This window comes from Ruegeria halocynthiae, from assembly GCF_000743705.1.
GTDB lineage: Bacteria > Pseudomonadota > Alphaproteobacteria > Rhodobacterales > Rhodobacteraceae > Ruegeria > Ruegeria halocynthiae_B.
Map to the genome: position 1 here is coordinate 113,492 of NZ_JQEZ01000006.1, position 22,700 is coordinate 136,191.

A 22,700-nucleotide genomic window follows, 5' to 3' on the forward strand; every position below is an offset into this window, starting at 1 on the left:
GAAGAATCTCCTTGAGAGTTCGGGCTGTCGCAGGGCGTAAACCGCTGAACAGAGTGTACACAGGCGCTGTCACAGTAACACCGCCAAAAGCATTAAGGTTGTGGCCGCAAACCCGGCGAACCAGATCAGGCTGCGCCCGGGCCGAAGGCCGAAATAGTAAGCCGGGACATAAAGGATGCGGGCCACCAGATAAATCCACGCACATGCGGCGGTGAAGCCGCTGCCTTGGCCCGAGAGCGTCACCACGAGGCAGGCAATCGCAAACAGGATCAGCCCCTCGAAGTGATTGTTCATCGCCCGGTAAAGGCGCGCGGTTCCTTCCGAAAGCTGATCCTCCAGCGAACCACCCAGACGCGTCCGGTCGCGTGCTGACATGGTCTTGCCCGGCCCTAGTTCCAGATTGGCGGGGACCGCCATCAGCACGAACTGGATGACTTGCAGCAACGCTGCCAGAGTTAACGCTGTAAGCTCCGGGGTCATGGGACTTGGCCTTCGGTGCGGCGGGCAGTAAGTATATGCACTTCAACGGTCAATTGGCGCACGGGTGTTGCGGCCAGCATATGTGGGGCGGCAGGGATGCCGCCATGAAACAGATGTCCATGCCCCCCGACGATCATTGCGTTTAAACCGGCTCCAGCACTTTGACCTGAATATGCGCCACGCCACCACGTTCGTGATGCATGGCCAGTTCTTCCGAGCCGAAGAAATCCTGCGCCTTGTCCACATCCATGATCGCAAACAGCGCAACCGCATGGTCGTGCTGATCCGGGTCGCGCCAGATGTGGAGGTCGCGGATACCCGCGGCCTCTCGCATCGGTTGGTCCTCGCGGAATACCTTCAGCCAGGCATCAAAATCCGCAACGTCGGCTTGCCATAATACATGAGTCGCCATGATCAAAGATCCATCAACAGGCGGCGCGGGTCTTCCAGCGCCTCTTTCACACGCACAAGGAACGTTACCGCGCCTTTGCCGTCAACGATCCGGTGGTCATAGGACAGCGCCAGATACATCATCGGGCGAATCTTGACCTCACCCTTGATGGCCATCGGACGGTCCTGAATCTTGTGCATCCCCAGAATACCCGATTGCGGCGGGTTCAGAATAGGCGAGGACATCAGCGAGCCATAGACACCACCGTTCGAGATGGTGAAAGTGCCGCCCTGCATTTCGGCCATGGACAGCTTGCCGTCACGGGCGCGCTGACCCTTTTCGGCGATGGCTTTTTCAATTTCGGCAAAAGACATGCTGTCGGCGTCGCGGATTACCGGAACCACCAGACCCTGCGGCGTACCGGCGGCAACGCCCATATGCACGAAGTTCTTATAGACGATGTCGGTGCCATCAATCTCGGCATTGACCTCGGGCACTTCCTTCAGCGCATGACAGCAGGCCTTGGTGAAGAAGGACATGAAGCCCAGTTTGACGCCGTGCTTCTTCAGGAACAAGTCCTTGTACTCGTTGCGCAGGGCCATCACCTCGGTCATGTCCACCTCGTTAAAGGTGGTCAGGATTGCGGCGGTGTCCTGGGCATCCTTCAGGCGTCTGGCGATGGTCTGGCGCAGACGGGTCATGCGCACGCGTTCCTCGCGCCCGGCATCTGCGGCGGCAACTGGTGCGCGCGGGGCCTGGGCAGCGGGGGCGGGCACAGCCGCCGCAGGCGCTGGGGCCGAAGCCGTTGCAACAGCACGGGCCACGTCTTCTTTCATGATCCGACCATCGCGACCTGTGCCGCTGACCTGATCGGCGGACAAGCCCGCCTCGGCCATCGCTTTTTCGGCCGACGGTGCGTTTGCAACATCCTTGCCAGCACTTGCCGCCGCAGTGGCAGCTGCCGGTGCCGCCGGTGCTGCCGCAGCACCTGCTGCCGCGCCCGAGATCACCGCCAGTTTGGCCGTTGCATCCACGGTCGCGCCCTCAGGGGCCACGATTTCCGCCAGAACGCCCGCCGACGGGGCCGGAACCTCGACCGAGACCTTGTCGGTCTCCAACTCGCACAGCATCTCATCCTGTGCGACGGCGTCACCTACCTGTTTGAACCAGGTGGAAACGGTGGCCTCGGTCACCGACTCGCCCAACGTAGGCACCATCACATCGACGCTGCCGCCGGCCGCCGCCGGGGCAGCAGCAACAGGGGCCGGAGCCGCCGCCGCTGCCGGAGCAGAGGCCGCACCTTCGCCCGCTGCGATGGTGGCCAGCAGGGCGTCAACACCAACGGTTTCGCCTTCGGCGGTGACGATCTCGCCCATCACACCCGCTGCGGGTGAGGGGACTTCGACCGTGACTTTGTCGGTTTCAAGTTCACACAGCATCTCATCCACGGCGACGGCGTCACCGGGTTTTTTGAACCACGTCGCAACCGTGGCTTCGGTTACCGATTCGCCAAGCGTGGGAACACGAACTTCAATGGACATCGCTTACTTTCCTTCAATGCTCAGCGCTTCGTTCACCAGCGCTTCTTGTTGGGCTTTGTGTTGGCTGGCCAGACCCGTCGCGGGCGAGGCCGAAGTGGCGCGACCGACATAGCGTGGCCGTTTGTTGTCGGCCCCGATGCGGGTCAGCACCCATTCGATATTGGGTTCGATGAAGGACCAGGCGCCCTGGTTCTTGGGTTCTTCCTGACACCAGACCATCTCGGCGCCTTTGAACCTTTCAAGCTCATTGATCAGCGAATGGGCCGGGAACGGATAAAACTGTTCGATCCGCAGCAGGTAGACGTCGTCGATCCCGCGCGCATCGCGCTCTTCCAACAGATCGAAATAGACCTTGCCCGAACACATCACCACGCGCTTGATCTTGTCGTCACCCACCAGTTTAGTATCCGAGTTACCCTTTTGCGCGTCATCCCACAGCACCCGGTGAAAGCTGGAGCCGGTGGTGAAATCTTCGGCCTCACTGACCGCCAGCTTGTGCCGCAGCAGCGATTTGGGCGTCACCAGAATCAGTGGTTTGCGGAAGGTCCGGTGCAGCTGACGGCGCAGGATGTGGAAATAGTTCGCAGGCGTCGTGCAATTGGCCACGATCCAGTTGTCCTGACCACACATCTGCAAGAACCGTTCAAGTCGCGCGGATGAATGTTCGGGGCCTTGCCCTTCGAACCCATGTGGCAACAGGCAGACCAGACCGGACATGCGCAGCCATTTGCTTTCGCCCGAACTGATGAACTGATCGAACATGATCTGTGCCCCGTTGGCAAAGTCGCCAAACTGCGCCTCCCACAGGGTCAGGGCGTTGGGTTCGGCCAGTGAAAACCCGTATTCAAAGCCCAGAACCGCATATTCGGAAAGCATCGAGTCGATTACTTCGTACTTCGACTGCCCTTCACGGATGTTGTTCAGCGGATAGTACCGTTCTTCGGTTTCCTGATGAATGAACCCGGAATGGCGTTGGCTGAACGTTCCGCGTGTTGCGTCCTGCCCGGACAGGCGCACTGGATACCCTTCGGTCAGCAATGAGCCAAAGGCCAGCGCCTCGCCGGTGGCCCAGTCAAAGCCCTGGCCGCTGTCGAACATCTTTTTCTTGTGGTCCAGCAGACGGGTCACGGTCTTGTGCACCGCGATATCCGTAGGCGCGTGGGTCAGCGCGTTGCCGATTGCGGTCAGCGTTGCAGGCGCGATCGCAGTGTCGCCGCGCACGTATTCTTCTTTGTTCTTGTCGAGATGCGACCAACGCCCATCCAGCCAGTCGGCCTTGTTGGGCTTATAGTCCTTACCGGCCTCGAACTCATCGTTCAGATGGGCCTGGAAGGCGGCTTTCATATCCTCAATCTCACCCTCGGGGATCAGCCCGTCCTTGACCAGCCGTTCGGTGTAAAGGCTTAGCGTGGTTTTATGGGTTTTGATCTTCTTGTACATGATCGGGTTGGTGAACATGGGCTCATCACCCTCGTTATGCCCGAACCGGCGATAGCAGAAGATGTCGATGACCACGTCCTTGTGGAACTTCTGCCGGAACTCTGTCGCGACCTTGGCGGCATGAACAACCGCTTCGGGGTCGTCGCCGTTGACGTGAAAGATCGGGGCTTCGACCATCAGCGCGATATCGGTGGGATACGGGCTGGAGCGCGAGAAGTGCGGCGCTGTGGTGAACCCGATCTGGTTGTTCACAACGATATGCATCGTGCCGCCGGTCTTGTGCCCACGCAGACCCGACAGACCGAACCCTTCGGCCACGACACCCTGACCGGCAAAGGCTGCATCGCCGTGCAGCAGGATGCCCATCACGGTCGTGCGGTCACTGTCGTTCATCTGATCCTGCTTGGCGCGGACCTTGCCCAGAACCACCGGATTCACCGCCTCAAGGTGGCTGGGGTTCGCAGTCAGCGACAGGTGAACGCTGTTGTCATCAAAGACGCGATCAGATGACGCGCCAAGGTGGTATTTCACATCGCCCGAACCATCCACATCCTCGGGCTTGTAGCTGCCGCCCTGAAATTCGTTGAAAATGGCGCGATAAGGTTTGCCCATCACATTGGCCAGAATGTTCAGACGACCCCGGTGCGGCATCCCGATCACGATGTCACGCAGCCCCAGCGCACCGCCACGCTTGATGATCTGTTCCATCGCCGGGATCAGCGCCTCGCCACCGTCCAGACCGAACCGCTTGGTGCCCATGTATTTTACGTGCAGGAATTTCTCAAAGCCTTCGGCCTCGACCATCTTGTTCAGGATCGCCTTGCGGCCTTCCTTGGTGAATGCGATTTCCTTACCATATCCCTCGATCCGTTCCTTCAGCCACGCGGCCTGTTCAGGATCGGAAATATGCATGTATTGCAGCGCAAAGGTGCCGCAATACGTCCGGCGCACAATCTCGACGATCTGGCGCATGCTGGCCATCTGCAGCCCCAGAACGTTGTCGATGAAAATCGGCCGGTCCATGTCGGCATCGGTAAAGCCATAGGTCTTTGGGTCCAACTCAGGGTGGGTGCTGGCGGCGCGCATACCCAGCGGGTCGAGATTGGCCGCCAGATGACCCCGGATACGATAGGCCCGGATCAGCATCAGCGCCCGCAGGCTGTCCAGCACGGCGCGCTTGATCTGATCTTCGCTGACCGCGACACCTTTGTCCGCCGCCTTGTCCTTGATCTTTTTGCCCGCAGCCTTGGCGTCGATCTCGGCCCATTCACCGGTCAGCGCGCCGGTCAGGTCATCGGACGGCATCGGAGGCCAGTCGGACCGCGCCCAGGATGGCCCCTCGGCCTCGCGCTGGACGTCCGGCGTGGCATCCCCCATTGCCTTGAAGAACTCGGCCCATGCGGCATCCACCGCCCCGGGGTTCTTGGTGTACTGGGCATAAAGCTGCTCCAGATATTCAGCATTGTGCCCCTGCATAAAGCTTGAGGCATGAAAGGCAGAGTTGGGCGTATGTTCGGTCATTGGGCTACCTCATATGGGTTGGGACCGTATTGATTGGTGCCTGGCTGGCTGGGGCGGGTTAGCCACCACAGCACCAGAAGGGGTGACACAAACAAAACAAGCAGTGTCGGAAGAACAATCAGCAACGTGGCGCGGGTGAACAGAATGTCCATGCTACCACCATGCTGGAAATGAGAGGCAAGGCCGATACCAAAGATCAGCACTGCGAATGCACCGAGGATCAACAGGATCGGCAACAAAGCATAAAGTCCGCTGCGCCCGGTATCATGCATCCGCCGCCAAGCAACAGCCAGATGCGGGAGGAATACGATCAGGCCAACGATGGACTGGACCGGTTGCCGGGATGTAGCGGTGATGGCTTTGACCTCATCACTTTCGCTGACCGCGACCTGAGTGAAGAACTGCCAGTCGATGATCCCGGCGATAAAGCTCCAGATCACGATGAACAGGAAAAAGAACCAGTATTCGGGCCGCGAGGCACGGCCCGAGAAGGTGAAGAACTTGGAGAAACAGGTGCGGATGGCGTCAGTGAAGGTCATCGCTGCGCGTTTCCAGAATTGGACACAGAAGCCACAAACACGTACCGGAGATCGACATTTTCATTTTCAAACCGTTCGTACGCCATTCTCGCTATTGCTCGGGCATTATATAGAGTTATCTGCGTGTTATCTTTTTCAAATTTGCCGAACTGGAAATCCCGTACCTTTTCAGCTTGAGGTACTTCTACGACTTTGAAGGGAGGTCGGCTTGACGTCAAAAAGCACGACTGCTCCGCACCGAGTAGCCGGATAGTCAGTAGCGCATCGCTTTTTGGATCACTAAAGTAAAAGTCCCAATCATAGGGGTTGGCTGGCTTGTCAAGAAATCTACGGGAGGATAAATCTCGGACAATATCATAGTCACCATTTTTCCCCCAAGCCAAACCATAGTGCAGATTGAACATTGCGGAGTGGTCGAGCGCGCGCTGCTCTTCTGGTTTTTGTGCCTGCCAGCCAAACTCTCGAAAGTTAGCCTCTAAGGACTCCGCTTGAAGCCCATTGGAACACAAGCCGATTGTCTTCCAAAATTCGATTGCAATCGCGGTGGACGGCGCAACGAGCGCCATCGGCATTGCAAACAGAATAGCTGACAACCGTTTCAAGTTCATGCCGATGCAAAGTCCTCTGACTGTCTTAACTGCCGGTACATGCAAGCCGGGCGGAAGCCCGGCCTACCCACGGTTTGTGCGGGCTTACCCAATCGCTTCCAGCACCGCCTCACCCAGCTGCGCCGGGCTTTCGGCCACGACGATACCGGCCGAGCGCATGGCTTCGATCTTGTCTTCGGCACCACCTTTGCCGCCGGCAACAATCGCGCCCGCGTGGCCCATGCGGCGGCCCGGAGGGGCCGTGCGGCCTGCGATGAAACCGGCGGTTGGCTTCTTGCGGCCTTTCTTGGCCTCATCCGCCAGAAACTGCGCGGCTTCTTCCTCGGCCGAGCCGCCGATCTCACCGATCATGATGATCGAGTGGGTCTCGTCATCGGCCAGGAACCACTCCAGCACGTCGATATGCTCGGTGCCCTTGATCGGGTCGCCGCCGATGCCGACGCAGGTGGACTGGCCCAGACCCACATCGGTGGTCTGCTTGACGGCCTCATAGGTCAGCGTACCCGAGCGCGACACAACGCCGACCGAGCCGCGCTTGTGGATGTGGCCGGGCATGATGCCGATCTTGCAGGCGTCCGGCGTGATGACACCGGGGCAGTTCGGGCCGATCAGGCGCGAGCTTGAGCCTTCCAGCGCGCGTTTCACCTTCATCATGTCCAGAACCGGGATGCCTTCGGTGATGCAGACGATCACCTCCATCTCGGCATCAATCGCTTCGAGGATCGAGTCAGCTGCAAACGGCGGCGGCACATAGATCACGGACGCATTGGCTTCGGTCACGGCCTTGGCCTCATGGACCGAGTTGAACACCGGCAGGTCAAGATGGGTCATCCCGCCTTTGCCGGGTGTCACGCCGCCGACCATCTTGGTGCCATAGGCGATGGCCTGTTCGCTGTGGAATGTACCCTGCGAGCCGGTAAAGCCCTGACAGATCACTTTGGTATTTTCGTCGATGAGGACTGCCATTTTAGGCCTCCATTTTGATTTGTGTAAGCGCGCTGGCTGTTATCTCTGTCAGCGCCGCGAGTTTCTTAGTTTTCTGAACCTTCTTTGCGCTGTTTCAGCACGTCAATGATCTGACCTTTGGACCAAATCCCCAATGAACGCTGGCTTCGCCCGACGGATGTCTCAAGAAACTCAGGGTCCTGATTGATCTCACCTGTCTCACTTATTGTCTCCAACGGGTCAGGGAAGTTGAACGGCGCAGCGCAAGGGTTGAACCGTTTGAAATTCGCGTTGTTCTGAAGGCGGGGATTACGGAGAATGTAATGCCGCGTCATAAGCAAATAAGGTATGTCGCTTGCAACGAAGTTCTCAAAGAAAGCCCACCGTAGCCACCATTTTAAGTGGAACAGACAATCCCGGCACATCATGAGGTCAGCCTTGGGCAATGGATCAGAAGTTATGTCCAAATGAACAAACTCCCGACCTGGGACGCCATGTTGTGCCTTCACCTCTTCCAATACCTGAAGCGAGATGTCCCCGCCAATATAGCGAATGCCGTTCAGGTCCACTTCTCGCATCCACGTCCAATCGCCACAGGGCGCGTCCAGGAATGTCTCGACTTTGAATTGGTTGAAGATGCGAGGTAATGCCTCACGCAATGGCTCGGTCGCCGCAAGCGTAGAGCCAGGTCCGGAGCGCGGGCCATTTGCCCGTCCAGACCAGCTTTTACTTTCAAATGCGACTCTTAAACTATCACGCATTGCAAGCCCCTGTTCAGAGTTGAGAATGAAAAGATCCGGGTAATCAGCCCTTAACCGCCTTCACGATTTCCTAGGCGCCGCCTTTGCCGGGGGTTACGCCGCCGACCATCTTGGTGCCATAGGCGATGGCCTGTTCAGAGTGGAATGTGCCCTGTGAGCCGGTAAAGCCCTGACAGATCACTTTGGTATTTTCGTCGATGAGGACTGCCATCTGGCGTTCTCCTTTGAATTGGCGGGTATTCCCCGCAGACATTCGTTCATGAAGGCGAAAGGGCTTTCGCCTTCCATTTGAGCGTCAATTGTAAATGTACTCAGCAACCTCTTCCCGCGTTGCTGGTTTTGAGATCAAAACGATGTGCCGAATTTGGCTGCCTTTTCGTTTGACTTCGTACGTCATGACGCTGCCGTTTCTGAGTTGATATGCATAGGCGAATCTGGAGCTCGGAAACTTTTCACGGGGTTTGCCACCCGTGCGTTTGGTAGCTTCCTGCAAGAACAGCGAGCCGATTTCTGCGCTATTCTCTGATCCGAGAAATCCAACGCCGCACGCTGATTTGTCGCCAATTTCTGCCGACGTGACGGTCAACAACTTTTCACCGGGTGCTTTGTAGGCTGTCAGGCCTCCTTTTCGTCCGGCGGGAGTCAAACCACGTCTTTCTACAACACTCGGGAAACCATCAAAGTTCGGCAGTGTTTTCAGACATGCATCTGAAAACATCTGAACAGGTTGATTGGTTTCAGAGAAAGAAAATGACGCGGCTGCGATCCTTTCTGGCGAGGGCGCGCAGCCAGCCAAGGCAATTGCACATGCCAGAATTGTAGTTTTGATACCAACTTTCACAAACTTACCCCTTAACCGCCTTCACGATCTTTTCGGCGCCGTCTTTCAAGTTGTCCGCCGCGATCACGTCCAGGCCAGAGGTGTTGATGATCTCTTTGCCTTTCTCGACATTCGTGCCTTCCAGACGCACGACCAACGGCACTTTCAGACCAACCTCTTTCACCGCAGCGACAACGCCCTCGGCGATGACGTCACAGCGCATGATGCCGCCGAAGATGTTGACCAGAATGCCTTTGACCTGCGGATCCGAGGTGATGATCTTGAACGCCTCGGTCACTTTCTCTTTGGTGGCACCGCCGCCCACGTCGAGGAAGTTGGCAGGCTCGGCCCCGTACAGCTTGATGATGTCCATCGTCGCCATCGCCAGACCAGCACCGTTGACCATGCACCCGATCTCACCATCTAGCGCGATGTAGTTCAGGTCGTATTTGCTGGCTTCCAACTCCTTGGGGTCTTCCTCGGTCGTGTCGCGCAGTTCGGCGATGTCGGGGTGACGGTAGACCGCGTTGCCGTCAAAGCCGACCTTGGCGTCCAGCACCTTGAGGTCACCACTGTCGGAGACGATCAGCGGGTTGATCTCCAGCATCTCCATGTCCTTCTCGACGAAGGCGGCGTAAAGCTGGCTCATCAGTTTGACGCATTGTTTGACCTGCGCGCCCTGTAGGCCCAGCGAGAACGCGATGCGGCGGCCATGATAGGGCTGATAGCCGGTCGCGGGATCAACAGAAAAGGACAGGATTTTCTCGGGCGTGGCTGCGGCCACCTCTTCGATGTCCATGCCGCCTTCGGTCGAGCAGACAAATGAGATGCGGCTGGTCTGGCGATCCACCAGCAGGGCCAGGTACATCTCGGTCTCGATGCCGGACCCGGCTTCGATATAGATGCGGTTGACCTGTTTGCCCGCCGGGCCGGTCTGATGAGTGACCAGCGTGCGACCCAGCATCTTCTTGGCTTCCTCGGATGCTTCTTCCACCGATTTGGTCAGACGGACACCGCCTTTTTCACCGGCGTCGGCCTCTTTGAAAGACCCCTTGCCGCGACCGCCCGCGTGGATTTGTGCCTTGACGACCCAAAGCGGCCCATCCAGTTCTCCGGCTGCGGTTTTGGCTTCCTCGGCGCGCAGAACCGCGCGACCTTCGGAGACCGGAGCGCCATAGCTGCGCAAAAGAGCTTTGGCCTGATATTCGTGAATGTTCATCGAAACTGTCCCGTCTGACTACGATTAAACCGTTATAGGGGTGTCTAGGGGGCAAGTTTAAAGGGTTTTTTAACGGGAAAGAGGATTTTCACGAAGATTTTCCCTATTTGTGATCACGGATTTTTTTGGTGTGATCACAAATTTACAGTCAGCTTTTGTTGATTCGAACTGTTGAGCGAAGTTGGGTGAAAACACATTCAAACAAAGGCGCTTGCGACGTTTGCGCCAACAATCCCAACAGGGATCAGCCCCAGCACGGGAAACAAGCAAAAGAAAAACCGGCCCAGGCGGGGCCGGTTTTAGGTGTCAGATCTGATGGGCTCAGGCCAGAGAGCTGTCGATGCCTTTGCACGCCTCGATCAGGCCCTTCACGGCGTTGACCGAATTGTCGAAACCAGCCTGCTCTTCTTCGTTGAGCTTGATGTTGACGACTTTTTCGATGCCACCGGCACCGATCACGGTGGGTACGCCGACATACATGCCTTCGACGCCCAGCTCGCCATCGCAATAGGCGGCGCAGGGCAGAACGCGTTTCTGGTCTTTCAGATAGGCTTCGGCCATTTCGATCGCCGAGGTGGCGGGCGCATAGAAGGCAGAACCGGTTTTCAGCAGACCAACGATCTCGGCACCGCCATCACGGGTGCGCTGAACGATGGCGTCCAGCCGTTCCTGCGTGGTCCAGCCCATTTCGACCAGATCGGGCAGCGGGATACCGGCAACGGTCGAATAGCGGATCGAAGGCACCATGGTGTCGCCGTGACCACCCAGAACAAAGGCGGTGACGTCGCGCATGGAGACATTGAATTCCTCTGACAGGAAATGCGCGAACCGGCCCGAATCCAAAACGCCCGCCATGCCGCAGACCTTGTTGTGCGGCATGCCCGAGAACTCACGCAGAGCCCAGACCATTGCGTCCAGCGGGTTGGTGATGCAGATGACAAACGCGTTCGGCGCGTTGGCTGCGATGCCTTCGCCGACGGATTTCATGACCTTCAGGTTGATGCCCAGCAGGTCATCGCGGCTCATGCCGGGTTTGCGCGGCACACCGGCGGTCACGATGCAGACATCGGCACCAGCGATATCTTCGTAGGATTGCGTGCCTTTCAGCTTGGCATCGAACCCTTCGGAGGGGCCGGACTCGGCAATGTCCAGCGCCTTGCCTTCGGGGGTGCCTTCGGCGATGTCGAACAGGACAACGTCGCCCAGTTCTTTCATAGCTGCGAGGTGGGCGAGCGTGCCGCCGATCTGACCTGCGCCGATCAGCGCGATCTTGGGTCTGGCCATTTGGAATATCTCCGGTCGGTTTTGAAATCGCGGTTTTGCTAGTCGCTAAATGGGTTTCGTGCAAGGGTCATGCGGCGCGGCATGCAAGCGCATACTGATTGCGCGGGTCTTGGTGATTGCGCTAAACGACCAATGACACAAGCCTATTTACGGGGCGCCGCATGTTCGAACTGAACCTGATGTTTTTTGCTGTGGCGATCCCTGCGGTGATCTTTGCCGGTATCTCGAAGGGTGGGTTCGGTTCAGGCGTGGCCTTTGCCTCGTCTTCGATTCTGGCTTTGATCCTGGAACCGGGGCAGGCGCTTGCGCTGATGTTGCCGATCCTGATGGTGATCGATGTGTCCACCCTGGGCCCGTATTGGAAGCGTTGGAGCTGGCCGGATTCGCGGCTTTTGATCCTGGGGGCCGTGCCGGGCGTGGCATTGGGGGCGTTGCTGTATCGCGCCACCGATGACGATCTGCTGCGCCTGTTGATTGGCGGGATATCGGTTGGGTTTGTGCTCTGGCATGTCTCGCAGGCCAAAGGCTGGGTGCGGGGATTTGCCAACCGTCTGCCAGCCCGGGTCGGGCTGTTCGCGGGTCTGGTGGCCGGGTTTACCAGCTTTGTCAGCCATGCGGGTGGCCCGCCCGCAGCGGTCTATCTGCTATCGCAGCGGCTGACGAAGACCGAGTTTCAGGCCAGCACCGTGCTGGTGTTCTGGGTCATCAATATCTCGAAATTCGTACCATACGCCTATCTGGGCTTGTTCACCTGGCACACGGCTTGGGCCGATCTGCTGCTGGCCCCCTTTGCGATACTGGGCGCGTGGCTGGGCGTCCGGGCGCATTTCCTGCTGTCCGAGCGCCTGTTCTTTGGCATCGCCTATGTGCTGCTGACGATCACCGGCAGCAAGCTGATTTGGGATGCGCTGACCTAGGCGTTCGGCGGCAGAGCTTCGGCCATCGCCTCATAGGCCTGACCCGAGGCGACCAGGCAGGTCGTTCCGTCCGGCAATGTCACCGTGATGGTCCAACTGCCGCTTTGGTCGGAGGCATAGACCTCGACCATTGCGCCTTGCTGCGCGATTCCGATGCTTTGGCGTGTTTCGCCATAGGTTTCGGTCAGCCGCTTCACCATATCCGCACGTGGGGCACAGGTTCGGGCGTGCGCCTGCTGTGCGGCCAGAACCATGATTCCAAGGCCCATCGTCATCTTGAAAAGCGTCTTTTTCATCGCGCATCCCTTTCGATTTCATCCGACCATCAGGGTGGGGCGCACTGACCGATATCCGGTTAAGGCAACGCACGTTGCGTCGCATATGCTGCAACGCGGCGATTTTGCGCTTGAACTTTCCGGTAAAAAATGCCCCTTTCCGCGCAACAATATTTCAAAGGGAAAGATCAATGGACCCTCGTCAGCGCCCCTATCGTTCCGTTCTTTATATCCCCGGCTCCAAGGGCCGGGCGCTGGACAAGGCCCGCACCTTGCCGGTGGATGCGATCATCTTTGATCTGGAAGATGCGGTTGCGGCCGATGAAAAAGACAACGCGCGCGAAACGCTCAAGGCGGCCTTGGCGACCGGTGGGTACGGTTCGCGGGTCAAGATTGTCCGGATCAACGGGCTGGATACCGCGTGGGGCCGCGCCGACGCCGAGGCCGTGCGCGACATGGATGCGGATGTCGTCCTGCTGCCCAAGGTAAATTCCGCCGCCGACGTTGATGCGCTGGCCGCGATCACCGGCGATCTGCCAATCTGGGCGATGATGGAAACCCCGCGCGGGATGCTGAACGTCGCCGAGATTGCGGCGCATCCGCTGATGGCGGGGTTTGTCATGGGCACCAATGATCTGGCCAAGGAACTGCAAACCCGTTTCCGCGCCGACCGCCTGCCGCTGATGACGTCGCTGGGTCTGTGCGTTCTGGCCGCCAAAGCCGAAGGGTTGATCATCGTCGATGGTGTTTACAACGCATTCAAGGATGATGAAGGTCTGGCCGCTGAATGCGCGCAGGGCCGTGACATGGGCTTTGACGGCAAGACTTTGATCCACCCGGCGCAGGTCGATGTCACCAATTCCGCCTATGCACCTTCGGAGGCCGAGATCGACGTGGCCCGTCGCCAGATCGCGGCTTTTGAAGAGGTCGAGGCGCAAGGGCAGGGCGTTGCTGTGGTCGATGGGAAGATCGTGGAAAATCTGCACGTTGTAACTGCCCGTGAAATTCTGGCAAAAGCGGAGGCAATTACAGCTTTGCAAGCGGGGTAAGCCAGCATGGGCTTTGTTCTACTGATTCTTGGTGTGGCACTATGGTGGGCCGCACATCTGTTCAAACGTGTGATGCCGGCGCAGCGCGCCGCGATGGGCAAGGGCGCGGTGGCGCTGGCGTTGGTCGCGGCAGTAATGCTGATGATCTTCGGTTATCGCATGACCGACACGGTCTTTGTCTGGTCGCCGCCAACCTTCATGGTCCACATCAACAACCTGCTGGTGCTGATCGCAATCTTCATGATGAGCCCGGCCGGGAAAAAAGGGCGGCTGCTGAACAAGGTCCGCCACCCAATGCTGGGCGGGTTCAAACTGTGGGCGTTTGCGCATTTGCTGGTGAATGGGGATCTGGCGTCGATCGTCCTGTTCGGTGGCTTGCTGGCCTGGGCAGTGGTCGAAGTGATCGTGATCAATAAGGCCGAGCCCGAATGGACCCCCGGCGAACCCGGCACCTATGGCAAGGATGCGATGTTCTTTGTGGCTTCAATCGTGCTGCTTGGGGTTATCGGATACATCCACGGGCTGGTCGGCCCATCCCCGTTCCCTTCTTGAGGATTTGAAAGATGGCAAAACTGTACCGTCTGCTGACCGAAGAAGACACGTCAGCCTTCTGTCACAAGGTGTCGGACGCGCTGGCAAAAGGGTGGGAGCTGTATGGCGACCCCTCTTACGCATATGACGAAAACAGCCGCATGATGCGCTGTGCGCAGGCCGTGACCAAAGAAGTTCCGGCCGACTATTCCCCCGACATGAAACTGGGACAGCAATAATGGCAAAAACCAATCCGGGCCGCTTTTTCGAGGATTACGCTGTAGGTCAGGTCCTGCACCATGCGGTGCCCCGCACCGTGACTGATGGCGAACGCGCGTTGTATCATGCGCTCTATCCGGCGCGACATGCGCTATATTCCTCGGACGAGTTCGCCCGCAACTGCGGCCTGCCGCAAAGCCCGATTGATGATCTGGCGGCGTTCCACGTGGTGTTCGGCAAGACCGTGCCCGATGTCTCGCTGAATGCAGTGGCCAATCTGGGGTATGCCGAGGGACGCTGGCTGAAACCGGTCTATTCCGGGGACACCTTGCGGTCGGAATCCGAGGTGATCGGGGTCAAACAGAACTCGAACGGCAAGACCGGCGTTGTCTGGGTTCGCACGCGGGGCTTGAACCAGCGTGACGAGGTGGTGATCGAATATGTGCGCTGGGTGATGGTGCGCAAATCGAACCTTGATGCGCCCGCACCCGAAACGGTTGTGCCCGAACTGAAAAAGGTGCTGGACCCGCAGGATCTGGTGGTGCCCACAGGGCTTGATTTCACGGGCTACGATTTTGCCCAATCCGGCGACGCGCACCGCTGGGGCGATTATGAGATCGGGGAAACCATTGATCACGTCGATGGCGTCACCGTGGAAGAGGCCGAGCATATGCTGGCCACCCGCCTGTGGCAGAACACCGCCAAGGTGCATTTCGATCTGACCTTCCGCCCCGATGGTCGGTTGATCTATGGCGGGCACGTCATCTCGATGGCGCGCGCCTTGTCGTTCAACGGTCTGGCAAATGCGCAGATGATCGTTGGTCTGAATGGTGGCGCACATGCCAACCCCTGTTTCTCGGGCAACACGATCAAGGCCTGGTCCGAGGTTCTGGATAAGGCCGAAACCGGCGTGCCGGGTGTGGGTGCGATCCGTCTGCGGCTGGTCGCGACCAAGGGCGGCGTGCCTTTCGATCTGAAAAACGAAGACGGGCGGTACCAGCCGGATGTTCTGCTGGATCTGGATTATTGGGCGCTGATGCCAGTCTGACACGGCCCCACATTCATTTGATCGCAGCCCGCACCATTCATGCTAGGCTGCGATCATGGTCCTGCTTCGCTCAATCGCTGTCTGTCTTTGTCTGGCCCCGCCTGCCACAGCGTGCGATCTTGCGCTGGCTTTGGCGGTTGATGTGTCCGGGTCGGTGGATTCCGCCGAATACCGGATTCAGATGGATGGTCTGGCCGCAGGCCTGCGCGACCCCATCGTGTCAGAGGCGCTGGTGCGCGGTCAGGCGCGGTTGATGCTGGTGCAATGGACCGGGTCTTCGCGCCAGAAAATCACCGTGCCCTGGACCCATATCGACAGCTTTGAAACGCTTGATCGGTTCGCCGATCAGGTGGCCGGGGACCCAAGGGTCTGGCGCAATTTCTCCACGGCAATTGGTGAGGCCCTGGAAATGACCATGTCCAGCTTTGGCGCGGTCTCGGATTGTAAGCGGCACCTGATCGACATCTCGGGCGACGGGGTGTCGAACGAAGGCGTCGAGCCGTCTGAATTGCACGCCGTGTTGCGGACGCGCGGCGTCACGGTCAATGCCATTGCTATTGAGGAAAGCGAACCCGAGCTAACTGCATATTTCTTTGAAAACGTCATCGTGGGCGAGGGCGCATTTGTTGTTTCAGCCGCGGGTTTTGCCGACTATCCCGATAGAATCCGCAAAAAACTGCTGCGTGAAGTCACCCAGCAAACCGCAGGTTTACAATGAGTTTGCCACAGATTCGCCACTGCGGACGCTAACATCGGAATTGGATTAAAAAATTTGTGATCACGACATTATTTTGCGTGATCACAATCGTGCAATATCCGGTATTTTGCGCCAATTATAGGTTTTTTGCACCCGCAGCACGTGACAGAGTCGCAAAAAACAGTAAAACCTTCGGAAGCCAACCGAAAAGGAGCCAACATGGCCGATGTAAATCGGGGCAACCGCCCTCTTTCACCACATCTATCGATCTACCGTCCACAGTTGACCTCGACGACATCCATTCTGGTGCGCATTACCGGGATAGCGGCGCTTGCGATGTCTTTTTTCGTTGTGTGGTGGCTGTTGGCAGCTTCGACATCGGAAACGGCCTTTACCTTCATCGACAGCCTGATGCGAAGCTGGCTGGGTGATCTGGTGATGTTCGCCGCGACCTGGGCAATCTTTTACCACATGCTTGGACGTCTGCGTCATTTGATCTGGGATCTGGGCTATCTGGTGGACGTCAAGATCTCCGAGAAGCTGGGGATCTGCATGCTCGTGCTGGCCACCATCCTCACATTCATTACAGCGGTTGCGGTATAAGGAAACAGACCATGAGTTATCTGACAGACCGCAAACGCGCGCAGGGCGCAGGTGCCGGACGGCAGGGTACGCATCATCACTGGCAGATGATGGTCAGCTCGACCGCGCTTGTGTTTCTTGTGCCTTTGTTCGTTTTCACCTTCGCGCACGGGCTGGGTGGAACCTATGAAGAGGTACTTGCCTATTACAGCCGCCCCTTCCCGGCGATTGTGACAGGGCTGACGCTGGTTGTCGTCATCATCCACCTGATGCGCGAGGCGCAGGTCGCGATCGAAGATTACGTCCACGGTGTCGCGGAAAAGCTAAGCCTGATGGCTGTTGCGGCTTTTGGTTACACTATGATCGCTGCGGGGCTTTATGCCCTTGTTAAGCTCGCCCTGTGATGCGCGGTAAGGATAAGAACAAATGACAGCTGCATACGAATACGAAACACACGAATATGACGTGGTTGTTGTCGGCGCCGGTGGCGCCGGTCTGCGGGCCACGCTGGGTATGGCTGAACAAGGTCTGCGCACCGCTTGCGTGACCAAGGTGTTCCCGACCCGCTCGCACACGGTTGCGGCGCAGGGCGGCATCGCGGCGTCCTTGTCCAACATGGGCCCCGACAACTGGCAGTGGCACATGTATGACACCGTCAAGGGATCAGACTGGCTGGGTGACACTGACGCGATGGAGTATCTGGCGCGCGAGGCCCCCAAAGCGGTTTATGAGCTGGAGCACTATGGCGTGCCGTTCAGCCGGACCGAGGAAGGCAAAATCTATCAGCGCCCCTTTGGCGGCCACACCACCGAATTCGGCGAAGGCCCCGCAGTGCAGCGGACCTGTGCCGCCGCCGACCGGACCGGCCACGCGATCCTGCACACGCTTTATGGCCAGAGCCTCAAGAACAACGCTGAATTCTATATCGAATATTTCGCCATCGACCTGATCACGTCCGACGATGGGCAATGTCAGGGCGTCGTCTGCTGGAAGCTGGACGATGGCACCATGCATGTCTTCAACGCCAAGATGGTGGTGTTGGCGACCGGCGGGTATGGCCGCGCCTATTTCAGCGCGACCTCGGCCCATACCTGTACCGGCGACGGTGGCGGCATGGTGGCGCGCGCCGGTCTGGCGCTGCAGGATATGGAGTTCGTGCAATTCCACCCGACCGGCATCTATGGTTCAGGCTGTCTGATCACCGAAGGCGCGCGGGGCGAAGGCGGATACCTGACCAACGCAGAAGGTGAACGGTTCATGGAGCGCTACGCGCCCCAGTACAAGGACCTGGCGCCGCGCGATTATGTTTCGCGCTCAATGACCATGGAAATCCGCGAAGGCCGTGGGCATGGCGACAATGGTGACCATATTCACCTGAACCTCAGCCATCTGCCGTCCGAAGCATTGGCTGAACGCCTGCCGGGGATTTCCGAATCCGCGCGCGTCTTTGCCGGGGTGGATGTGACCAAGGAACCGATCCCGGTTCTGCCGACTGTGCATTACAACATGGGCGGTATCCCGACGAACTATTGGGGTGAGGTTCTGAACCCCACCGCCGATAACCCGACGGGCGTTGTGCCGGGCCTGATGGCCGTGGGCGAAGCCGGTTGTGCGTCGGTCCATGGGGCGAACCGCCTTGGCTCGAACTCGTTGATCGACCTGGTGGTCTTTGGCCGTGCAGCGGCGATCCGGGCCGGCAAGGTTGTCGATGCAGATGCGCCGAATCCGGTGCTGAATCAGGCGTCGGTGGACAAAGCGTTTGACCGGTTCGATGCGGCGCGCAACGCCAGCGGTGCCATCCCGACCGCCGATCTGCGGCTTGAGATGCAGAAAACCATGCAGGCCGACGCGGCCGTGTTCCGGACCGCCAAAACTATGGCCGAAGGGGTCGAGAAGATGACGGCGATTGCCGCCAAGATGGACGACCTGAAAGTCAGTGACCGCTCGCTGGTCTGGAACAGTGACCTGATGGAAACGCTGGAACTGACCAATCTGATGCCCAGTGCATTGGCCACCATCGTCGGTGCCGAGGCGCGCAAAGAATCCCGCGGTGCCCACGCACATGAGGATTTCGCGGAGCGTGATGACGAAAACTGGCGGGTTCACACCGTGTCCCGGGTCGAGGGCAACAAGGTCGACCTTAGCTATCGTCCGGTGATTGTGGACCCGCTGACCACCGAGGATGAAGGCGGCATCAGCCTCAAGAAAATCGCACCCAAGGCGCGGACGTTCTGATCGAACGCATGGTGCACCGCCAGAATTTCCGGGCGGTGCATCCCATTCATAGGTCGAACCGGCCGCTATCCATCCGCGCGAACAAAACGTCACAATCCGGTCTTCCCGGTCTGATCGGGCGGATAAAATCCAGAATTTCAAACCCGTTTTCGGCCATCAGTGCCACGAAATCCGAAAACTTGTACCCGTTCTCGTAGCGTGGTTTGACCGAGGTTTCGGCGATAACGAACTCTGATTGCTTTAGGGTCTCGGTCGCGCCTTTGATGACCTCAATCTCATATCCTTCCGAGTCGATCTTGATACCGAATGGGCCGGAAAGACCGCGCGACAACGAATCCAAGGTCCGCACCGGAACAACACGTTGTTCGATTTTGGCGAACTGGGACACGTAATTGTCTTTGTATTCCATGATGGACGCCCGGCTGTGCCGCACCCGCGATGTGGTTGAGGGTACATTCAGGGTAACGGAGCCGTCCGAACTGCCGGCGGCGACGCAATGGAAATCAAAATTGATCTTGTTTTTCCACGGGGCGACCTTGTCCTCGCTTTCGGCGACCGGATCAATCAGAACGAATTTGGCGGTATTGAACGCGTCATACAAAGGTGGAGTTCCAGCATCCACCCCGATGTCGAAAACCACAGATGGCGCAAAACCGTACCCGGCCAGAAGTCTGGCATCCAGCTCGGTCCGTTCGATGCTGTATCCGCTGCGGGACAACCGTCTCAGAATGCGCATCGGTCGCCCCGCAATGCTGCTTTCTCCGGCGTTGATCGGGGTGAATTCGAGGCCAAGGGCCCTTAGGGTTTTGACAAAATCAAATGGGTTGGCTGATGCCATATCGAGTTCCTAGAGTCTGAAATCTGCGTTGGATTCGAGCTATTTATTGGTACTAAGTTTACGGTCCGCGGGGGTTAGTATCATGTCTTCGAAAACTCGTTTCAATTGCCCCGAAATCACGTGCGGCGCGCGCGCTTGTGCGAAGTCGAAACAGGCCTGACGTCTTTCGGACAGTTCCTCATCGGTCATTTGAATCACATGACGTATCATTCGTATCAGCCCTTTCGTGTGATGAGGCTGATACAACAGATCGTGGCAGCTCTCAGGTGTTGTGCCCCGATGTGCGGCCGTATCGGGGGCAATGATTGGCAGTCCGAAACTCAATGCCAGCATGGCTGTACCGGATGTGAATGTCTGAGTTGACGGTAGAATATAGGCGTGCGCTTGTGCAAAAACTTTGGGGATGTCTTCGTTCGGGATGCGCGTACCCGTCACCGTTACGGCGTCGATATTCTGCAGGCCGCGGATCACACGGCGACTGGCAGGAAACACTTTCCCCGCGACATGCACGTGAAAATCATAGTCCCGCCGCGACAGCTTGGCGGCCGCCACATGCAATTTGTCCAATTCACGGCTGCCGCGCATCGTTCCAAATGTGAGAAACCGAGTTTTGTCCCTGGTGGGAAACGCGCGATCCAGCGTGGTCAACGTGTCCTCATATACGCCCAAATAGCTTGGGTGCGGGATTAGGCGCATCTTTTCTGGGTCCGCCTGATACGTGTCGATCATATGCTGCATCGCATGGGGCGTATGAACGTGGATGATATCCACCAACTCTGCCAGTTGCCGGCGTCCTTCCCTAAAGCTTTCGCTTACTCCAGTGCCGCTATGGGCGTGGCGATTGTGAATTGTCCAAAGTATGCGCCCGCCGTTGATTTTATACTGGCGCAATGACTCTGTGGCCTGCTGGAACAGAATCTTCTGGTCTTCCGTCGCGTGATCCCCGAGGGAAAACAACCGGTCATCCCAGTGGATATGGACACAACCGTGTTCCGTCTGAAACGCTGGTGCGGCAAATTCCGTGAAGGACATTTTTTTGCCCGAAGTCAGAATGAACTCTGGCTTACATGCAGAATACATCATGTTCTGATACGGGTTTTGTACGCCGTAAGGAACATTGACAATTTTTGTTGGTATCACGTGTTCGGTTTCCGTCACAAAGCAGCAAATAATCTCAGTGCTGCGGCAGCTTTTGTAAAGATCAATTTTCCCAATTTAGACGACTGTTTCCAAGGCTATGCTGTTGGCTTTTTGCGTCGCAGCATGTATCTATGCCTGTGAAATTCACGAGGTCGGAAATGGTACAACTTACCCTACCCAAGAATTCCCGGATCACCACCGGCAAAACCTGGCCCAAGCCTGTAGGGGCCACCAATGTCCGAAAATTCCGGATCTATCGTTGGAACCCGGATGATGGGCAAAACCCGCGTGTCGATACATATTTCGTCGATATGGACAGCTGCGGTCCGATGGTTCTGGACGCGCTGATCAAGATCAAGAACGAGATCGACCCGACCCTGACCTTCCGCCGGTCCTGCCGCGAGGGCATCTGCGGGTCCTGCGCGATGAATATCGACGGGATCAACACGCTGGCCTGTATCTATGGCATGGATGAGATCAAAGGCGACGTGAAGATTTATCCGCTGCCGCATATGCCGGTGGTCAAGGATTTGATCCCTGATCTGACCCATTTCTACGCCCAGCACGCCAGCATCATGCCGTGGCTGGAAACCAAGACCAACCGCCCCGCGAAGGAATGGAAACAATCCATCGAAGATCGTAAAAAGCTGGATGGTCTGTACGAATGTGTGATGTGCGCCAGCTGCTCGACCTCTTGCCCCAGCTACTGGTGGAATGGCGATCGCTATCTTGGGCCAGCAGCCCTGTTGCACGCCTATCGCTGGATCATCGACAGCCGGGATGAAGCCACGGGTGAACGCCTGGACGAGCTGGAAGATCCCTTCAAGCTGTATCGCTGCCACACGATCATGAACTGTGCCAAGACCTGCCCAAAGGGTCTGAACCCGGCCAAGGCGATCGCCGAGATCAAGAAGATGATGGTCGAACGGGCAGTTTGATCACAGTTGAAAACAATGACTAGGCCCGGGGTGGAAACACCTCGGGCTTTTTCGTGTTATGCGGGCATTGAAGCATCGGAGAACATCAATGACCCCCACACTGTTCAAAGCTCTGTCCCTTGCAGCGATTGCTGTTCTGTCAGCGTGCAGCGGATCGTCAAGTAGCAGCAGGGCGGAACTTGTTTTTGACTAGGTAGAGTGCGCTAAACAGGCGGGGATTGGTAACACCTTTTCAACGCAATACGTCCTTCAGGATGGCAAACAGACAGAAGTGTTCGTCCCCGGTAATGGCGTGAGCGAAGCACAGGCAGCCAAGGCAAATGCCTGTATGGCAGCATAACCAGAACTGAGATTGTAGGCTGCGGATCTGTACGCCAGCCTACTATGTGTTTTGAGCATACCAAGAATGCCAAAAGACGCGGTGAAGTTCGAAGCTTGTTCACCTATTTTGTGCTGGGGAGGAGTGATGAGACGGAAACAGGATCGCTCGGATGAATACACGGCCAACCAATTCACAATCAAAAGCCGAAAAAGCGCTGGAACTGCTGGATCAGGCATGGGCCTATTACACGCCCGAGTCCGCGCAATCTGAAATGCAACGCGAACCCGAACTGTTCGAATACGCGAACGCGGCCTGACGCGCTGATCCGCCTCTTGGAAATGGCGGCCGGATTGGGTAATG

The 22,700-nt window shown here is 57.7% G+C and carries 25 protein-coding genes and 1 pseudogene; 11 read left to right on the top strand and 15 right to left on the bottom strand.

The window, feature by feature from the left end; translation table 11 throughout:
• Positions 1 to 69: 69 nt before the first annotated feature.
• The 12 genes and pseudogenes from JT51_RS19100 to mdh all read right to left on the bottom strand — a co-directional run bounded on the left by JT51_RS19100 (position 70) and on the right by mdh (position 11,549).
• Positions 70 to 480, bottom strand: a complete 411-nt coding sequence (locus JT51_RS19100; protein WP_037316715.1) for an MAPEG family protein — start codon at positions 478 to 480, stop codon at positions 70 to 72.
• A 142-nt stretch (positions 481 to 622) separates the two neighbouring features.
• Positions 623 to 892, bottom strand: coding sequence for a hypothetical protein (locus JT51_RS19105; RefSeq protein WP_037316717.1), 270 nt, complete (start codon positions 890 to 892; stop codon positions 623 to 625).
• 2 nt (positions 893 to 894) lie between these two features.
• Positions 895 to 2,412: a 2-oxoglutarate dehydrogenase complex dihydrolipoyllysine-residue succinyltransferase gene (gene odhB / locus JT51_RS19110; protein WP_037316719.1), complete on the bottom strand. Its 1,518-nt coding sequence runs from the start codon at positions 2,410 to 2,412 to the stop codon at positions 895 to 897.
• A gap of 3 nt (positions 2,413 to 2,415) precedes the next feature.
• The gene (locus tag JT51_RS19115) at positions 2,416 to 5,373 is read right to left on the bottom strand and encodes a 2-oxoglutarate dehydrogenase E1 component (RefSeq protein WP_037316721.1); all 2,958 of its coding nucleotides are present in this window, start codon (positions 5,371 to 5,373) and stop codon (positions 2,416 to 2,418) included.
• On the bottom strand, positions 5,370 to 5,912 hold the full coding sequence (locus JT51_RS19120; RefSeq protein ID WP_037316723.1) for a DUF805 domain-containing protein: 543 nt from the start codon (positions 5,910 to 5,912) through the stop codon (positions 5,370 to 5,372). The genes JT51_RS19115 and JT51_RS19120 overlap by 4 nt, the downstream gene beginning before the upstream one ends.
• Positions 5,909 to 6,520, bottom strand: coding sequence for a hypothetical protein (locus JT51_RS19125; protein WP_037316725.1), 612 nt, complete (start codon positions 6,518 to 6,520; stop codon positions 5,909 to 5,911). Before JT51_RS19125 ends, JT51_RS19120 begins: the two co-directional genes overlap by 4 nt.
• Positions 6,521 to 6,604: 84 nt before the next feature.
• Entirely contained in the window at positions 6,605 to 7,486 is an 882-nt protein-coding gene (gene sucD / locus JT51_RS19130; protein ID WP_037316727.1) for a succinate--CoA ligase subunit alpha, read from the bottom strand.
• Positions 7,487 to 7,551: 65 nt separating this feature from the next.
• Positions 7,552 to 8,226 carry a hypothetical protein gene (locus JT51_RS19135; protein WP_152563387.1) on the bottom strand — a complete coding sequence of 225 codons (675 nt, stop codon included), beginning with the start codon at positions 8,224 to 8,226 and terminating at the stop codon, positions 7,552 to 7,554.
• Positions 8,227 to 8,302: 76 nt separating this feature from the next.
• Positions 8,303 to 8,437: pseudogene (locus tag JT51_RS19140) on the bottom strand (succinate--CoA ligase subunit alpha); the annotation flags it as partial.
• An 84-nt stretch (positions 8,438 to 8,521) separates the two neighbouring features.
• Positions 8,522 to 9,067 (bottom strand): hypothetical protein, encoded by a 546-nt coding sequence (locus JT51_RS19145; RefSeq protein WP_037316731.1) that lies wholly within the window; start codon positions 9,065 to 9,067, stop codon positions 8,522 to 8,524.
• A gap of 4 nt (positions 9,068 to 9,071) precedes the next feature.
• Entirely contained in the window at positions 9,072 to 10,265 is a 1,194-nt protein-coding gene (gene sucC, locus JT51_RS19150; RefSeq protein ID WP_037316733.1) for an ADP-forming succinate--CoA ligase subunit beta, read from the bottom strand.
• Positions 10,266 to 10,586: 321 nt separating this feature from the next.
• Positions 10,587 to 11,549, bottom strand: coding sequence for a malate dehydrogenase (gene mdh, locus JT51_RS19155; protein WP_037316735.1), 963 nt, complete (start codon positions 11,547 to 11,549; stop codon positions 10,587 to 10,589).
• 161 nt (positions 11,550 to 11,710) lie between these two features.
• Between mdh and JT51_RS19160 the strand changes: the two genes are divergently transcribed.
• Positions 11,711 to 12,466: a sulfite exporter TauE/SafE family protein gene (locus JT51_RS19160; protein ID WP_037316737.1), complete on the top strand. Its 756-nt coding sequence runs from the start codon at positions 11,711 to 11,713 to the stop codon at positions 12,464 to 12,466.
• Here the strand turns inward: JT51_RS19160 and JT51_RS19165 are convergent.
• The gene (locus tag JT51_RS19165; RefSeq protein WP_037316739.1) at positions 12,463 to 12,762 is read right to left on the bottom strand and encodes a hypothetical protein; all 300 of its coding nucleotides are present in this window, start codon (positions 12,760 to 12,762) and stop codon (positions 12,463 to 12,465) included. The two genes, JT51_RS19160 and JT51_RS19165, sit on opposite strands and share 4 nt — an antisense overlap.
• Before the next feature lie 170 nt (positions 12,763 to 12,932).
• On the opposite strand from JT51_RS19165, the gene JT51_RS19170 reads away from it, so the two are divergent.
• The 8 genes from JT51_RS19170 (at position 12,933) to sdhA (ending at position 19,102) form a co-directional block, all read left to right on the top strand.
• Positions 12,933 to 13,790: an HpcH/HpaI aldolase/citrate lyase family protein gene (locus tag JT51_RS19170; protein ID WP_037316741.1), complete on the top strand. Its 858-nt coding sequence runs from the start codon at positions 12,933 to 12,935 to the stop codon at positions 13,788 to 13,790.
• A 6-nt stretch (positions 13,791 to 13,796) separates the two neighbouring features.
• Positions 13,797 to 14,342: an NnrU family protein gene (locus JT51_RS19175; protein ID WP_037316743.1), complete on the top strand. Its 546-nt coding sequence runs from the start codon at positions 13,797 to 13,799 to the stop codon at positions 14,340 to 14,342.
• An 11-nt stretch (positions 14,343 to 14,353) separates the two neighbouring features.
• Complete coding sequence (locus JT51_RS19180; RefSeq protein ID WP_037316745.1) at positions 14,354 to 14,560, top strand: DUF1737 domain-containing protein; 207 nt, start codon at positions 14,354 to 14,356, stop codon at positions 14,558 to 14,560.
• Positions 14,560 to 15,588: a MaoC family dehydratase gene (locus JT51_RS19185; RefSeq protein ID WP_037316747.1), complete on the top strand. Its 1,029-nt coding sequence runs from the start codon at positions 14,560 to 14,562 to the stop codon at positions 15,586 to 15,588. The genes JT51_RS19180 and JT51_RS19185 overlap by 1 nt, the downstream gene beginning before the upstream one ends.
• A gap of 55 nt (positions 15,589 to 15,643) precedes the next feature.
• Positions 15,644 to 16,306, top strand: coding sequence for a DUF1194 domain-containing protein (locus tag JT51_RS19190; RefSeq protein ID WP_037316750.1), 663 nt, complete (start codon positions 15,644 to 15,646; stop codon positions 16,304 to 16,306).
• Positions 16,307 to 16,504: 198 nt separating this feature from the next.
• The gene (sdhC, locus tag JT51_RS19195; RefSeq protein WP_037316753.1) at positions 16,505 to 16,888 is read left to right on the top strand and encodes a succinate dehydrogenase, cytochrome b556 subunit; all 384 of its coding nucleotides are present in this window, start codon (positions 16,505 to 16,507) and stop codon (positions 16,886 to 16,888) included.
• Between the two features lie 11 nt (positions 16,889 to 16,899).
• Positions 16,900 to 17,271: a succinate dehydrogenase, hydrophobic membrane anchor protein gene (sdhD, locus tag JT51_RS19200; RefSeq protein WP_037316756.1), complete on the top strand. Its 372-nt coding sequence runs from the start codon at positions 16,900 to 16,902 to the stop codon at positions 17,269 to 17,271.
• Positions 17,272 to 17,293: 22 nt separating this feature from the next.
• Positions 17,294 to 19,102 carry a succinate dehydrogenase flavoprotein subunit gene (gene sdhA / locus JT51_RS19205; RefSeq protein ID WP_037316758.1) on the top strand — a complete coding sequence of 603 codons (1,809 nt, stop codon included), beginning with the start codon at positions 17,294 to 17,296 and terminating at the stop codon, positions 19,100 to 19,102.
• A gap of 46 nt (positions 19,103 to 19,148) precedes the next feature.
• Here sdhA and JT51_RS19210 read toward each other — a convergent pair whose 3' ends face one another.
• Together JT51_RS19210 and JT51_RS19215 are read right to left on the bottom strand one after the other, a co-directional pair.
• A complete protein-coding gene (locus JT51_RS19210) occupies positions 19,149 to 19,940 on the bottom strand; it encodes an FkbM family methyltransferase (protein WP_037316761.1) in 792 nt (263 codons plus the stop codon).
• A 39-nt stretch (positions 19,941 to 19,979) separates the two neighbouring features.
• Positions 19,980 to 21,098, bottom strand: coding sequence for a glycosyltransferase family 4 protein (locus JT51_RS19215; RefSeq protein ID WP_051927649.1), 1,119 nt, complete (start codon positions 21,096 to 21,098; stop codon positions 19,980 to 19,982).
• A gap of 140 nt (positions 21,099 to 21,238) precedes the next feature.
• Here JT51_RS19215 and JT51_RS19220 point away from each other — a divergent pair, with 140 nt between their 5' ends.
• Positions 21,239 to 22,018, top strand: coding sequence for a succinate dehydrogenase iron-sulfur subunit (locus JT51_RS19220; RefSeq protein WP_037316763.1), 780 nt, complete (start codon positions 21,239 to 21,241; stop codon positions 22,016 to 22,018).
• A gap of 491 nt (positions 22,019 to 22,509) precedes the next feature.
• Positions 22,510 to 22,656: a hypothetical protein gene (locus JT51_RS22120; protein WP_200876125.1), complete on the top strand. Its 147-nt coding sequence runs from the start codon at positions 22,510 to 22,512 to the stop codon at positions 22,654 to 22,656.
• The last annotated feature ends 44 nt before the right edge of the window (positions 22,657 to 22,700 follow it).